Origin of the sequence: Pseudomonas sp. TWI923, assembly GCF_039673365.1 — a bacterium.
Lineage (GTDB): Bacteria > Pseudomonadota > Gammaproteobacteria > Pseudomonadales > Pseudomonadaceae > Aquipseudomonas > Aquipseudomonas sichuanensis.
Map to the genome: position 1 here is coordinate 1 of NZ_JBDJLM010000030.1, position 15,157 is coordinate 15,157.

10 protein-coding genes are annotated in these 15,157 nt (G+C 63.3%); 6 read left to right on the forward strand and 4 right to left on the reverse strand.

Translation table 11 applies throughout. The features are described 5' to 3' along the window. Positions 1 to 109: 109 nt before the first annotated feature. From ABE459_RS13590 to ABE459_RS13600, 3 genes are all read right to left on the reverse strand, one after another. Positions 110 to 1,306 (reverse strand): hypothetical protein, encoded by a 1,197-nt coding sequence (locus ABE459_RS13590; protein WP_346648045.1) that lies wholly within the window; start codon positions 1,304 to 1,306, stop codon positions 110 to 112. Between the two features lie 87 nt (positions 1,307 to 1,393). Then, positions 1,394 to 1,861, reverse strand: coding sequence for a VOC family protein (locus ABE459_RS13595; RefSeq protein ID WP_323830921.1), 468 nt, complete (start codon positions 1,859 to 1,861; stop codon positions 1,394 to 1,396). Positions 1,862 to 2,022: 161 nt separating this feature from the next. After that, positions 2,023 to 3,642, reverse strand: coding sequence for an NADP-dependent glyceraldehyde-3-phosphate dehydrogenase (locus ABE459_RS13600; protein WP_323830922.1), 1,620 nt, complete (start codon positions 3,640 to 3,642; stop codon positions 2,023 to 2,025). A 139-nt stretch (positions 3,643 to 3,781) separates the two neighbouring features. Here ABE459_RS13600 and ABE459_RS13605 point away from each other — a divergent pair, with 139 nt between their 5' ends. Continuing rightward, on the forward strand, positions 3,782 to 6,025 hold the full coding sequence (locus ABE459_RS13605) for an EAL domain-containing protein (protein WP_323830923.1): 2,244 nt from the start codon (positions 3,782 to 3,784) through the stop codon (positions 6,023 to 6,025). Positions 6,026 to 6,046: 21 nt separating this feature from the next. Here the strand turns inward: ABE459_RS13605 and ABE459_RS13610 are convergent, their stop codons facing one another. Beyond that, positions 6,047 to 9,892 carry a leucine-rich repeat domain-containing protein gene (locus ABE459_RS13610; RefSeq protein WP_323830924.1) on the reverse strand — a complete coding sequence of 1,282 codons (3,846 nt, stop codon included), beginning with the start codon at positions 9,890 to 9,892 and terminating at the stop codon, positions 6,047 to 6,049. Positions 9,893 to 10,216: 324 nt separating this feature from the next. Between ABE459_RS13610 and ABE459_RS13615 the strand changes: the two genes are divergently transcribed. From ABE459_RS13615 to ABE459_RS13635, 5 genes are all read left to right on the forward strand, one after another. Then, positions 10,217 to 11,371 carry a hypothetical protein gene (locus ABE459_RS13615; protein WP_323830925.1) on the forward strand — a complete coding sequence of 385 codons (1,155 nt, stop codon included), beginning with the start codon at positions 10,217 to 10,219 and terminating at the stop codon, positions 11,369 to 11,371. A 65-nt stretch (positions 11,372 to 11,436) separates the two neighbouring features. Continuing rightward, positions 11,437 to 12,552, forward strand: a complete 1,116-nt coding sequence (locus ABE459_RS13620) for a glycosyltransferase family 61 protein (protein ID WP_125858486.1) — start codon at positions 11,437 to 11,439, stop codon at positions 12,550 to 12,552. Positions 12,553 to 12,948: 396 nt separating this feature from the next. Then, positions 12,949 to 13,125 carry a hypothetical protein gene (locus ABE459_RS13625; RefSeq protein WP_178125794.1) on the forward strand — a complete coding sequence of 59 codons (177 nt, stop codon included), beginning with the start codon at positions 12,949 to 12,951 and terminating at the stop codon, positions 13,123 to 13,125. A gap of 322 nt (positions 13,126 to 13,447) precedes the next feature. Further along, entirely contained in the window at positions 13,448 to 14,005 is a 558-nt protein-coding gene (locus tag ABE459_RS13630) for a polysaccharide biosynthesis/export family protein (RefSeq protein ID WP_323830926.1), read from the forward strand. A 29-nt stretch (positions 14,006 to 14,034) separates the two neighbouring features. Continuing rightward, positions 14,035 to 15,150: a hypothetical protein gene (locus ABE459_RS13635; protein WP_323830927.1), complete on the forward strand. Its 1,116-nt coding sequence runs from the start codon at positions 14,035 to 14,037 to the stop codon at positions 15,148 to 15,150. The last annotated feature ends 7 nt before the right edge of the window (positions 15,151 to 15,157 follow it).

A 15,157-nucleotide genomic window follows, 5' to 3' on the forward strand; every position in this document is an offset into this window, starting at 1 on the left:
TAGCAGCCCCAGCTATTTATGCCGCTGCCGAGAACCTGGGGCCGCTTCGCAGCCCTTTCGCGGCACAAGGCCGCTCCTACACACACAGGCCAGCAGTGAGGCCTGCTCACTACCGCTCGCGCATGAAGAACCCGGCCACGTACTTGCGGAAGGTCTCCAGGCTCTTGAAGTCGGCGTAGCGCTTGAAATGCTCGGTGTCCGGCTCCGGGCCGACCGGCTGCTCCAGCAACGACACCGACAGCACCCGGTCCTGGTCCGAGGTGAGCACCAGCTCATCCATTACCTGTCCGCCGATCACCGGGCGGCGCATCAGCACCTTCACGCCTTTACCGGCCATCCAGTCGATCAGCGACACCAGCGCCTTGAGCGGTTCGCGCTCCTCGTCGCGGTACACCGGGAACAGCTGTGCGCGCGACAGCACCGGCACGCTGGCCACGTGGATCATTTCGTAGAAGTGGCTGCCGGCAGTGGCCGGCGAATACAGCGCCAGGGCCAGCAGCGGGCCGCTGGTGCGGCTGTCACCCCAGTACTGGTGGTGGCCCTGGAAGTCGAAGCCGTCCTCGCTGCGCGCATTGATCACCTTGCGCCCCTTGATCTGGTCCACGCAGTCGAGCAGCAGGCCATGGCGGCGGTGGTTGCCGAACACCGTGGCCTCGCGCAGGCGGGCCTTGAGCATCATCATGTGCTTCATGTCCAGGCGGGTTTCCAGGTAGTTGCTGGCCGGCACCCGCTCCAGCAACGGATAGCGAGCGGCTACGCCACGCAGCTCGGCGAACTGGGCGGTGAGGTCCTTCTTCAGGTGGGTGGCATAGACGTTCAGGCCGCTGGCCTCGATCCAGGTCAGCAGCAGCGACAGCAGGCGCTGCTGTTCACGGCGCTCGCCGGGTGTGCGCGGGCTGGCTTGGCTCGCTTCGCGCTCATCGGCACGGCGGTAGTCGCCGATCAGCCGCAAGGGCGTATCCGGGGCCAACCAGGCGGCAGGTTGGTTGGCTTCCTCGCTGCGCTCGGCGGCTTCGCGTTCATCCTTGCTGAACGGGCAGCCGGGGGCGTGCTCGGGGGTGTCGGGGTTGTTGCGCAGGAACAGCGTGCCGGTGCTGCCGTTCAACGAGATGTTGAGCACCGGCAAGGCGTCCTTGCGGCAGTCGCAGGCCAGCCACTGGTTGGCGCCGCGCACTTTCATCAGCCATTGGTTGGCCTGCAGCAGTCGGGGGCCGGCGAGGGTGCCGTTGACGAAACCGACCAGCAGCTCTTCTTCGGCGGCAGTCAGGCTGCGCACTTGCGCGGCGGATTTTTCGATGATTCGCATTGAGGGGCAGCTCCAAGCTACGAGCTGCAAGCTTCAAGCAAAGCCGCGTGGGATTCAACTTGAAGCGTGCAGCTTGAGGCTTGCAGCTCAATTGCCGCCGAACATTTTCGCCGCGCGGGCGCGGATTTCCTCGACGCTCAGGTCTTCCTTGTGGGAAGAGACGAACCACATGTTGTTGAACGGATCCTTCAAGGTGCCGCTGCGGTCGCCGTAAAACTGGTCCTTCACCTCGCTCAGCTGCTGGGCGCCAGCGGCGATCGCCTGGGCGAAGACCTTGTCGCAGTCCTCGACGTACAGGTGCAGGCCGACGGCTGGATGTTCGATGGTCTGGCTCGGCTTGAGGGTGTTCGGCATGTCGCAGGGGTCGCCGAGCATCAGCGAGGAATCGCCGATTTTCAGTTCGGCATGGCCGACGCGGCCTTGGGGGTCTTCAAGGCGGAACATCTCGACCGCGCCGAAGGCCTTCTTGTAGAACTCGATGGCCTTGGCGGCGTCCTTGATGCCGAGGTAGGGGGTGATGCTGTGCTGGCCTTCGGGGATGGGCTTGACTGCCATTTGCGTACTCTCCTTTCACCTGGGTGGGCCATGTGCGCGTTGCGCCACGGTGGTGACTTAGAGTCGTACAGGCGGGCAGGAAATCGACCTGAGGTTTAGATCGATTGCCTATAAAAAACGCCTCGCCCCCGCGTTATGCAAACGCGGGGGCGGGGCGTCGATCAGAAGATGTAGTCGGTGGTCAGGAAACTCGACTGCCGATTGCGGATGATCTCGCTGATCAGTTCCTTGTTCGCCTCCTGGAACCGAGTCGCCACCAGCGTGCGGATGGAGAACACCCGCAGCGCGTCATGCACTGACAGCGTGCCCTCGGCGCTGTTCTTGCGGCCATTGAACGGGTAGGTGTCCGGCCCGCGCTGGCACTGGGCATTGATATTGATGCGGCCAACCTGGTTGGCGAAGGTGTCGACCAGCGCGCCGATGGTGGCGGGGTCGTTGCCGAACAGGCTCAGTTGCTGGCCGTAGTCCGAATCGAGCACGTAGTCGATCACGGTCTGCAGGTCTCGATAGGGCACCACCGGCACCAGCGGGCCGAACTGCTCCTCGTGGTAGACACGCATGTCCTGGCTGACCGGGTAGAGCAGGGCGGGGTAGAAGAACGAACCACGGCTGAGGCCACCGCCTTCATTGAGCACCCGCGCGCCTTTGCTGGTGGCATCGGCCACCAGGCCGTCGAGGTAGTCGAGCTTGCCCGGCTCGGGCAGTGGCGTCAGCGCCACGCCCTGCTCCCAGGGCATGCCGGGCTTGAGCGCGGCGAGCTTGCGCTGGAACTTGTCGAGGAACGGCTCGACCACGTCTTCATGGACGAACAGGATCTTCAGCGCGGTGCAGCGCTGGCCGTTGAACGACAGCGCGCCGGTGACCGCCTCTTCGACGGCATTGTCCAGATCGACCTGGGGCAGCACGATGCCGGGGTTCTTGGCATCCAGGCCCAGCGCTGCGCGCAGGCGGTGCGGGCGTGGGTGCAGCTTTTTCAGGTCGGCGGCAGCCTTGTGGGTGCCGATGAAGGCGAATACGTCGATCTTGCCGCTGGCCATCAGGGCGCTGACGGTTTCGCGGCCACGGCCATAGATAACGTTGATCACCCCGGCCGGGAAGCTGTCGCGGAAGGCTTCGAGCAGCGGGCGGATCAGCAGCACGCCGAACTTGGCCGGCTTGAACACCACGGTGTTGCCCATGATCAGCGCCGGGATGAGCGTGGTGAAGGTTTCGTTGAGCGGGTAGTTGTAGGGCCCCATGCACAGCGCCACGCCCAATGGCGCGCGGCGGATCTGGCCGAGGGTGCCTTGTTCCAGCTCGAAGCGGCTGGAGCGGCGGTCGAGGTCTTTCAGGGCGTTGATGGTGTCGACGATGTAGTCGCAGGTGCGGTCGAACTCTTTCTCGGAGTCCTTGAGGTTCTTGCCGATCTCCCACATCAGCAGCTTGACCACCGCCGTGCGCTGTTCGCGCATGCGCGCCAGGAAGGTTTCGACATGCTGGATGCGCTCGGCCACGCGCATCGTCGGCCAGGCGCCGCGGCCCTTGTCATAGGCCTGGACCGCGGCGTCCAGGGCAGTGAGGGCGGTGTCGGCGTCGAGCAGCGGGGCGCTGCCGAGGATCACCTGGCGCTCGCCGTCACTGTGCTTGAGCCACACCGGGCTGCGCACCGTGGCCAGCGGGCCGTCCCAGTGCCTGAGTTCACCGGCCACCAGGTAGTCGCGTTGCACCAGAGGCTCGCCCAGGCGCCATTGCGCGGGGATGTCGTCAGGGGTGGGAAACAGCGAGTCGAGCAGACGTTCCATGGGGCTAGCACCTCTTGTATTTGGCTGGGTGAAACGCTTCAGCATCCGAGCATGCACCCCGCGCAGGAAAAAAACCAGTCTGGCTCAACATTGCCAGTGGCGCGCCGATACAGGATGAATCGACTCCGATGTCAGGCCTATGACCAGCAACAATCGCCCCGCACTCGATGACCCCTTGCCCGAACAGGGCGCCCTGCGCCGCACCCTCAATCGCATGCTGCCGGTAGGTTTCGCCGTGGTCGGGATCGGCCTGTCCATGGTGCTCGGCCACCTTGATGCCCAGCGCGAGCAGGCCGAGCAGGTGGCCAACCTGGCCGCGCGCCTGTCCGGTGTGCGCGGAGCGCTGGAGGCGCAGTTGCGCGCGGCGTTCAGCGAGGCCGAGGGCATCGCCCAGCTGATCAGCGCCGACGGCAGCATCAGTGTCGAGCATTTTCACGGCATGGCCCGGGATGCCGTGGCTTCGGTGCCTTACATGCGCCATATCGCCCTGGCGCCGGGGGATGTGGTGAGCGATGTCTACCCGCTGGAGGGCAACGAGCGGCTGCTTGGTCTCGATTACCGGCTTTTGCCGTTGCAGTTTCCGCTGCTGGTGTCGGCGCGTGACCGGCAGGCTCCGGTACTGGCAGGCCCCCTGCAACTGCTGCAGGGTGGCCGGGGGCTGATCTACCGGCGGCCTATCTTCGTCACCGGCAAGCGCGGGGTGAAGCTGTACTGGGGCAATCTTTCGGTCGTCGCCGATATCGACCGCCTGCTGCTCACCGCCGGTCTGCGCCCGGAGGCGGGCTTCGAACTGGCAGTGCGTGGCAGTGATGGCAAGGGCGCTGATGGCGAGGTGATCTGGGGGGATGCGCAGTTGTTCGAGGCGCCCAAAGTGAAGGTCAGCGTGGACGTGCCGGGCGGCCTCTGGCAACTGGTGGCCGCGCCGCGTGGCGGCTGGTCGGCGCTCAATCTGTTTGCCTCGCCGCTGTTCCTGTTTGCCTTGACCACCACCGGCCTGTTCAGCCTGTTCGTCGCTCAGCTCAACCGCAAGCAGCGCCTGCTGGCGCTGCGTAACCGCGAGCTGCGTCAATACCAGGCCCAGCTGGAGCGGCTGGCCCACTACGACACCATCACCGGGTTGCCCAACCGCGTGCTGTTCCTGCAGCAGTTGAGTGCGGCCATCGAGCAGGGCCATGGCCTGGCCGTGCTGATGCTCGATATCGACGGCTTCAAGCAGGTGAACGACAGCCTCGGCCACCCCATGGGCGACCTGTTGCTGCAGCAGGCCACCGCGCGTTTCCTGCAGGAACTGGACACGCAGGACCGGGTTTGCCGGCTGGGCGGCGACGAGTTCGTGTTCATGCTGCAGGGCACTCAGGGCCAGGTCAGCCACCAGATCCGCGCCGTGCTGCGTTGCCTGCAGCGCCCGTTCGACCTCAACGGCAATGCCAGCCTGGTCACCGGCAGTATTGGCCTGGCCTGGTCCCCGCAGCATGGCGAGGACGCCGACAGCCTGCTGCGCCACGCCGACACCGCCATGTATGCGGCCAAGGAGAGCGGCCGCAACGCCTGGCGTCCGTACCACCCGGACATGACCGAGCGCCTGCAGCAGCGCCTGGAGCTGGAGCGCAACCTGCGCCGGGCCCTGGAATACAACGAGTTCGAGCTGTGGTACCAGCCCAAGCTCGACCTGTTCAGTGGTGGCCTGGAAGGGGTCGAGGCGTTGTTGCGCTGGCGCGACCCGCAACACGGTCTGGTGTCTCCGGGTGAATTCATTCCGTTGGCCGAGCGCACCGGGTTGATCATTCCGTTGGGCGAGCGGGTACTGGAACTGGCCTGCGCGCAGTTGGCGCAGTGGCGAGCGCAGGACCTGCTGCCCGGGCCGTTGGCGATCAACGTGGCGGCACTGCAGATCGAGCGCAGCGACTATGTCAGCGCCCTGGCCTGTGCCCTGGAGCTGCACGGGCTGCCGGCCAACCTGCTGGAAGTGGAGATCACCGAGAGCCTGCTGATGGAGAGCCAGCAGCAGGCCTGCGCGGTGCTGGCGCAGTTGCAGGCGATGGGCGTGGCCACCGCGGTGGACGACTTCGGCACGGGTTATTCGTCGCTGGCCTACCTGCGCGCGCTGCCGATCGACCATTTGAAGATCGACCGCGCCTTCATCAAGGACCTGCCTGGCGACGACGACGCGGTGGCTATCGCCCGGGCGATCATCGACCTGGGCCATGCCCTGGGTTTCAGGATTACCGCCGAAGGGATCGAGACTCAGGAGCAGTACGACTTTCTGCGCAACGCCGGCTGCGACCAGGGGCAGGGCTTCTTGCTTGGCCGGCCGATGCCGGCGCCGGCATTGCAGCACTGGCTGGCCGAGCACCGCGACCGGCGGCGCCCGGCCAGGGAGTGAGGGACGCCGCTGCAGGTTGCGCTACATGGGTAGCTCAAGAATTCGCCAGGCGGCCTGGCTCATCGCGTAGTCATGCATCACCGGCTCGGCGTCGATGCGCTGCAGGCGCCGCCAGAGTTCCTGTCGTGCAGTATCCGGGTCATTCATGTAGGTATCGTTGACAAGAACGGCGCGCAGCCCGCGTCGGTAGGCAATGGGCAGCCGCTGCCAGATTGCCTGTTGGGCGGCATTGGTGCCCTCGAGAAGTTCTGCGTACTGGTAGTCGGCCACCAGCAGATCGATGCCATGCGCCTGGTAGTACGCATCGATCTGGCCCTGCACTGTCGGCGTCAGCCAATCGCTTTCCAGCTCCATCGCACGGGCGACGTGCTCCGGGAACACCACCCCCTGCGGCAGGGCCGTGAACTGGTTGTCGGAGAGGTCCAGCACTGACAGGCCGATGCCGCCGTTTTCTTCGGTAGGCGTTGACAGGTTGTCCAGCCCCTGTGGCAATTGGGTGAGGCTGGCATTGTCCAGGCTCACCACTTGCAGGCCACGCAGGTTGCCGATGTCGGGTGCGCGCAGCAGCGGGTTCTCGGAGAGGTCCAGGTGCAGCAGGTTGGGCGAGCGCTCCAGGCGCGCCTGGGCCAGGTCGTCCCAGGTGATGCGGTTGCCTTGCATGTCGAGCGAAATTAGCCGCAGTGGCACGGCCAGCTCCGGCAAGGCCGCGAATCGGTTGTCCCGCAGGTGCAGGCGCTCCAGCAGCGGGAAGCGCTCGAGGAACTCCGGGTGCAGCCAGCTCAACTGCGGGTTGCCACTGAGCTCAAGCTCTTCGACGTGCCTGAAGTCATCCGGCAGGGCGAGGCTGGCGATATCCTCGTTGGTCAGTTCGAGGCCCGCCAAGTCGAGCGCCTGGATGCCCAACTGCGGGGCGATCGGGCTGGGTGAGTCGCGGTGCCAGGCGTCGATGATCAGGCGCACGGCCCGCTGGCGCCGGGGTGAGCCTGCCGACCATTCGGCCAGGTCGTCGCGCAGCCGTTGCAGGCGCGCTTCCAGCCTGCCTAGCGCGATTTCCGGGGTAATGCCCTGGCGGTGCCAGCGCGACAGGTCGGCATGGAACTGTTGGTCATCGCTGCTGGGGTACAGACGCCGGTAGCGTCCACGGGTTGCGCCACGCAGCAACGGCGGCGAGTAGCCGCCGCCTGCATCGCCGCCGCGCAGCCCGCCCTGTCGCCACCGCGCGGGAGCGCCGCCCCAGAGCCTTCTGGCCAGGCCCTGCCGATCATCCTGGGCCAGCGCCAGCACCTGCTCGCGCAAACCTTCGGCGCCCTTGATGCGCAGCCCCAACGCCTGTAACCGGGCGCTGGAAAAAACCTCGACCAGTGCGCGGCACAGGTCTTGATCGATCGTACCGGCTACCGGGCGCTCGCCGCGGTAAGCCTCATACCCCTCGGCGGACTTGATCAGGGTGTAGCGTTCGCTTGCCTGGCTGTCGCCGATGGTGCGCAGTACTGGCCCTTGGGGGCTGCCAGCGCGCAGCTCCAGGCGCAGCGTCGAGCGGCCGGCCATCCGCTCGACGCACATGAACAACAGGCGCTCGCTGTCGGTTGAAGCCAGGCGTGGTAACCACACGCCTTCCAGGGCACGGGTGAGGGGCAAGGCGCTTGCCACCTGGCGGGCGGCATTGTCGAGCCAGGCCGGCAGTTGGCCGGTGCTGCGTTCGCTGGCAGCCAGCCTGGCGACCAGGCGTATGGCCAGCGGCCGGGTCAGGCGTGGATGGTCGATCAGCAGTCGATCGACCAGTGGGTCAGCTGGGCTGGTTGGGTTGTAGTAACCCTCGAACAGTGGCGCGTGGGTGAGGGTGGCGTCCTGCGCCATCCGGACCACGGCCTGTTGCTCGGCACGCAGGCGTGCAAGGGTATCGGCCAGCAGCGGCGGGGCGGGCCTGGAACGCAGGTGAACCTGGCGCAGAGCGTCTTCGCTCAGGCCGCATACCTGGGTGGCCCGGCGCAGCTCATCATCAGTGAACCCGGTGAACTCCGGCCCCAGGCGCCATATCAGGTAGACCAGGTCCCAGTCCTGGGGCTGTTCGTGCTCGGCATGCCAGGCGCCTTCGCCATTGTGCTCAAGCAGTGGCTGATAGGCGTCGTTGCGCTCCGGGTGGACAATGCGCCAGCGCTTGAGCTGTGGGTCGAGGCGCTGTTCATACAGATGCCCGTCGATGCGGATGAAGTACCTGCCGCCATGTTCGAACTGCCCGCTGGCGTTGGCTTGCAGCGTTTCAGGCAAGGCCATCGGGCTGCGGTAGGGGGCAAGCTCCGGGCGCCACAGCCGTCGGCTGCCGTCGGCCACTCGCACCTGATCGAGGCTTTCCATCAGCGGGCTGTTGAACAGCTTCGGCAACACCTTGCCGGCCACATGCAGGCCACCGATCAAGGCCAGGTTGAGCCCGACGGCCTCAAGGTGACGCAAGGCCAGCTGGCGATCGCCGATGTTCCATGCCTCATAACCCTCGTAGACCTCGTCCAGCAGTTGGCAGGCGATGACGGCAAGCATCAGGGTGCCGACCCCTGGGACAAAAAAGCCGGCAACGGTCAGTACATCCATGCCAAGGCTCAGCCACTCGTCGAGACGGCGCTTGCGCGCCTGCGCGTCGGCATCGGCGGTCGGGACTGCCAGCAGGCGGGCTTCGGCCTTGAGCCGGGCCAGGTGCCGATCCTGAAGGAAACCGAATACTTCGGCAGACACCGGAGTGAGGGTCAGATACAGGTGTGTCGGATTGGCAGTGACCCAGGCCTGGTCACTGAGGCCGAGGCCGCTGGCGTCGAGATTCTGGCGCAGCAGGTCGAGGAACTGTGCGTGCTGGTCAAGTGACAGGTAGGCCAGGAAGCGCCGGCGGGCTTGTGGCTCGATCAATAGTTGCGCCAGCGCGGCCTCCACTGCTTGCTGATCCTTGCATGGTTGCAATGCCGGGCTGTGCCCAGGCAGGTACAGCAGCAGGCCGGCCTTGCCAGCGTCGATCAGCAGCACCTCATGCACGGGGATGCCGAACAGCGTGAGTGTCCAGCAGTTGCAGGGATCGCCGCTGAGCAGCCGTTCCACTTCATCGCGGGCGTTGCCGCTGAGGGCATGGCGCAGGTAGCCGACATCGGCCTCCACCCGCAGACGGTCGCGCTGCACCGTCATGGCCAGGGTACGCAAGCGTGCCTGGTCGCTGCCGTCGAAGATCTGCTGCAGGTGCTCCTGGTAACGTTGGCCCAGGTCAAGTTGCCTGCAGCTGCTGGCAAAGGCCTGGGGCGTGAGGGGCAGGGCGTTGACCTGATAGGCCTCGGATGTCATCTGAAACGCAGCACCTGGGGTGTCGAAACCGATTGGCGCGAAACCTTCGACGGTGATCGGCTGCACGCTGATGTCGGCTGGGGCAGCAATGGCACTGTGGCTGTCGAACGACTCATCGCCGGCAAAGTTGAGCAATGCCGCCTGCAGCAGGCTGTGCCGTTCGCTGCTGTACAGGAAGCGGCTGCCGAGCCAGGACCACTGGCGTTGCACATGCAGCAGCTGGATGTCACGTACGGGTGCGAACATGCCGTCTTGCGCAAGTTGTGCCTGAAGCAGGGGCTCGCAGAATTCGCTTATTTGCTGCAGCCCCTTGAGAGCGCGGGACAAGGCCTGTTGCGAGCGTGTCAGGCGGCTCTGGCTGGCCAGCAGGGTTTCGCGCAGGTCGGGGGCGGCATTGTTGAACCAGTCGGCCTCGGCCCCGGGTAGGCCTTGGGCGGGTTCCAGTGCGCCGCGCAGGGTTTGCCAATGTTCGGCTGGTAGCGGTTGGGTCCAGCCAGGAAGCTGTTGTTCGAGTAGCTGTTGATGCGGGTTGATATCCGGGTAGGGCATGCGCTGACTCCTGTTCGATCGAGCGAACAGCAGGCACCGAAAAGAATCAGCGGATGCGGTAAATAGCTACTGACGGGGGCGATAGGCAGGCGGACCTGAAGACACTGTGCTTGGATATTAAATTGGCGCCAAGGAATACCTGGCCTTGATATCAATGTGCCGCTTGCAAAGTGATTTTCTTGCACCTTTAATTGTTTCTGAATGTGAATGCAGTTAATGACTTTATAAGTGTTGAATATCAGATAGTTAGGTTGGCGCTTCAAGCACTTAAGCGGTTCTCTTCAGGTGTGTCCATCCGACAACAGCAAAGGACGTTGACGCGCGATGAAACAGTACTTGGCGGCTGTTGCCCGTAAATTCATATCGCCCTCCATGCGTTATGAACTCAGGAATGTATCAAACAAGTTACGCGATTTTCTCGGGCGCGCCTGTTTCTGGCGCTGGGAAATAGCCAGGTTCCGCCTGCAACAGGAAAGCCCTTACGAAATTCTGTACATCGGACGCAAGCAGCGCCGGGAGATGGCCAAATTGCTCATTGGCGGCAAGGGGCAGGGCAATGCGCCCGCCGCCAACGAGCCAGTGCAGCCTGCAGCCTCGGGGCACGTGGTGGTGGTGAGCGAGATGCCGACCACAGGCGCCTTGAACGTACCGCATTACCTGAGCGCCGTGGTGCCGTTGGGGCGCCCGCTGGAGGAGATCACCGCGCGTTACGACAGTGAGCTGCGCCGCAGCATCCGCAAGAACCGGCCGCTCTATCAGATGCGCCAGACCCTGGACGATGACGAAATCGCCATGGCCGATCGCGATCTGCTGCGCCCTTACGCCTCGGCACGGCAGGGTATTCATGCCGCGCAGTTTCCCACCGACGATGTGTTTCGCCTGGCCAAGGGCGTCGGCCGGCTCGACCTGATCACGCTGGAGGGCGAGGTGGTTGCCTGCCACCTGGGGTGCGAGATCACCCGTGGCGGCAAACGTTACTGGAGCACCCTGCGCTTCGGATATTGCGAAGCAGTGTTCGCGGACGCGAAACGCCTGCGTGAGGTCAACTCGATCACCACCTACATGGCCCTCGAATGGGCCCTGGAGCAGGGCTACGACTATTACGACATCGGCCTATGCGTGGCGCGGCCGGATGACGGGCTGCTGAAATGGAAAAGACGGCGCGGTGGGGATATCGATGGCCTGAACAACCACGCGTACATGTTTGTCCGGCTGCCCAAGGCGGGAGTTGCTCAGTTTCTCTGGGACACACCCTTGTTTGCCGTGGAAGGCGACAAGCTGACGCTGCACCTGGGTGTGCCTGACGGGCCAAGCGATGAGGAAGTTGCCAGTCGATACCATGAAATGGTGTTCGGCGGCCTGCACAAGATCTACCTGTATGGCGCAAAAGGCGCGGGTGAGCAGTTTCTGGAAAACCTGCGCAGCCGTTACGCCAGCGTGCAGACACCGCCGACCATGGAGCGGGTCGTGTCCAGTTAAGTTTCAGGGTTCCAAGCGCATGTTGCGCCAAGCCAGTGACGCTGTGCTCAAGCAGGGGGGACATCATGGGAAGTGGTATTTCTAATTTCAGCGCACCGCCCACCCGACATAACACCTGGACGTTGGCTGCGTACAAGAACATGGCCAGGAAGCGCCTTGGGCGCAAGCCGGACATCGACCTTAAAAGTATTGCGGACAAAAGCTGGGACATTGCCCCAGGGGAGTCCACGGTTTCGCCAGCGGCCTTCTATCTGCCAGGCCAGCTGGAGCGGGTGACCGGCTGGGAGGGCAAGCGTTTCTATCCTTACGTCCATCCCGCACAGACCATGGAGGGCGGGGTGTGCATCGAGCAGGGCGCAACCCGTGGCTACCTGATCAAGGACGCCTGGCTGGTCGACGGTGCGCTCTACAAGGGCAATGCCAGCCATTGGTTGTCGCGAAAACCCAGCACCTTTCCACGGATCAGCGTGGACCACGAGATCGAGCGTGGCGCCGTTTATTGCACGCAGAACGGCAATTCGTGGTTTGGTACCTGGCTGATGGAGGACTGCGTCACTTATGCCCTGGCCTGTGACGAGGGGGTACCGGTGACCACCGCGCCGTCGGCGCGATTCCCGCTTTTCACCCAGGCCCCGGCCTATGAAGACTGGCTGGATATGCGACCGCTGCGCCTGCACAGTGCGTTTTTCCGTGAACTGGTTTTGTTCGACGACCACTGCAACAACCGCAGCCGGCATGCCCGCTACCGCGCGATGGGTGAGAAACTGCTGGCACATGTGGATGCAGCGCCCCACCCAGGGGTGTTCATCCTGCGTGGCGGCGATGGCGATTTGCGCTTGTTGCGCAATGAAATAGCGGTCGCCGAGCACCTGGCCAAGACCCGAGGCTTTCGCATCATCGACCCGCTGCGTGCCGATGTGCCGAGTATTGTCGCCGCCTGCGCGGGGGCGCAGGTGGTGATCGGCGTCGAGGGCAGCCAGCTGGTGCATGGCGTCAACGTGCTGCAACCAGGTGGCTGCGTGCTGACCTTGCAGCCGCCGAACCGGTTTGTCAGTTACTACAAGTACCTGACCGATCGCGATCACCAGCACTTCGGCTTTGTGGTCGGATTGCCAGAGGGTGATGGCTTTCGGATCGATGTGGCAGAGGTGGAGCGCACGTTGGACTTGATGCCATTGTGAGCATGGCCCTGAGCTGACGTCGGTGGCAATGGAAGCGATGCGTTGGTGTTTTGACTGCAAGCTGAACCATTAGCATTTGGTTTCTCATCAGTGAAACAGCCGAAGCGCTGCCTGGTTGCTTCATAGGCTTGTTGGGCGAATCAAGCGCTCCCGCGATAATCCGAAAATAACCGAAGTTAAATACCTTTTTGCAGCCATTTGCCCGGGTTGTGTCAATGCCAAATCTCTGCATATTTCATCTGGCGAGAAATTGACATGAACAGAGGTCTTCGATTGAGATTTATTATGGTGTCGGATCGTTGACGTAATATCAATGTGCCCATAAGCTCAAATTCAACAGCGATACAGTCTTTGTTCCCCAACAATAACGTTCATCCTCTTGTGCAGGAGGGGATTATGCGCTCGACACTCTTCATTAAATCGATTTTTCTGTTGGTCCTTTTGAGCGGCGCCGCACGGGCAGCCGATTCCTATATGAGCCATGCCAGCGTTATTCCTTTGGCGACGGCGGGTTGGCTGTTCGCTTTTGCGGTGATCGGTTTTGTTGCTGTTGCCAACAGAAGTAAAATTTGAAGTGTGTCAATGAGTTGCGTGTGCCCTCTGTAGTTGTTTTAAAAGTTGCAATGCTTTTTGGTAATAAGCCAGTAAATTGACAGGTGAAATCTGTTGTTGGCGGCCCTGGCATCCTACAGAAGCTTGTCAATTTTCCTACCATTGCTATATTCCAGTAGCCGGCGAGCCGGACGCTGAGGTGTCAGCGTTCAGGCGCAAGACGGTACTGGCTTCCAGGATGATCGGGGCCATCGCGGCGGTGGTTGTCGCCGCGACCAGAGCGAGATGTAGTGCGTTGTTCTCAATCAGTGCTCTTTGCAGGCCATCAGGCCGGAGGGACCCCATGGTACGTCTAATGTCTGCTGTGCTGTGCGTGCTGATGCTGTGGTCTGGTGCCGGCCGTGCTGACCCATCCGCTACCCCCTATCTGCTGAGCCCTGGCGACCGGGTGATGATCTCGGTCTGGCAGGAAGAAACCCTGCGCCAGGAAACCACTGTCCTGCCTGATGGCAGCATCACCTTCCCGTTGGCGGGGCGGGTCAATGTGGCCGGGCTCGACCCGACCGCTGCCGCGCAAAAGATCAGCGCCGGTTTAAAGGCATACCTCGCCGAGCCTAATGTCAGCGTCGTGGTGACCGGTACTGCCGGCAATCTCGTCTATGTGCAGGGCAAGGTGATCAAGCCCGGCCCAGTGCCCATGGCAGGCCCCACCGCCGTGTTGCAGGCGCTGAGCATGTCGGGTGGCCTGGACAAATTCGCCGACGAAAGCGCCATCAAGGTCATTCGCGGTATGGGCGCGACACAAAAGGTTCTGCCGGTGCGTTACAAGGATCTGGTTTCCGGGCGTGACCTGTCCACCAACTTCCAACTCCAGGCGGGCGACACACTGGTCGTTCCCTGATCTGTCTGACTCAATATTAAGACCGCATAGTGCCAATTATTCGAACAACAAGCGTTGCAACGGCAATCATGATGATGCCGTTTTCCGGCCTGGTACAGGCCGCCAACTGGCAGTCTTCGGTCGTGGTTCCCACGACCGTCGAGTACGACAGCAACCCGCTGTTGCTGACGTCTGACGAGAAGGGTGTTATGCGCACACTCATCGAGCCCACTTACAACCTTGTCGGCACTTACGGCCGCGACCAGGTGAACCTGGGGCTCGGCGTGCATGTGCTGCGCTCGTCCGACACCAATGTGATGGGCAACCGTGAAGACCCCGATGTCAGCCTTGGCTGGCAACGCGATACCGACAAGGGGCGCTTCGGGCTCAAGGCGCAGTATGTCGAAAGCTCGACGCTGTCCGGCAGCGTCCTGGACACCGGTGTGGTGACCACCGACGGCACCCAGAAGATGACCCTGCTGACGGGCACCTGGACCCACGCCCTCACCGATCGCACCACCCTGGACAACCAGACCACCTACTCCCACGCCCGTTATGACATCACCACGCTGACGGGCTACGACGAGTATGCCAACGCCACTACCCTGACCTACGCCTGGAACGCCCGCACCGATGTGTTCACCGGCCTGCTGGTGCGCCGCTACGAACCCGAGCAGACCGACACGGCGCGGGCCACCAACAGCTATACCCCGACTGTCGGCGTGAAGTACCAGCTGACCGACCGGCTTGAAGGCACCGTGCACGCTGGCGTCAACCAGGTCTCCGGATCCGGGGGCGGGCGCCGTGGCGAAGGCGGGGTGTTGCTCAACTACAACGGTGAGCGTGCCGATGCCAGCTTCAGCGCCGAGCGCAGTACTGTCGCCAGCGCCGAGGGTGGTTTCGCTGAGCTCGACATGGTGCGCGGGCTGTGGAGCTATGCCGTGAGCGAAACCAACCGTGTGGGCCTTGAAGCGTCCTGGCAGGACAGCAAGGGCCAGACGCCGAACACCCTGCAGACCTACAGCGCCTGGGCCAGCCATGAGTTCTCGCCGTTCTGGGACCTGCGCCTGTCGATGATGTACAAGGAACGTCAGCAGGACAAAGTGCCGGATGCAGTAGCTACGATCATCGGATTGACCCTGACCTACAGACTCCCTGACCTTTGACTTTCAG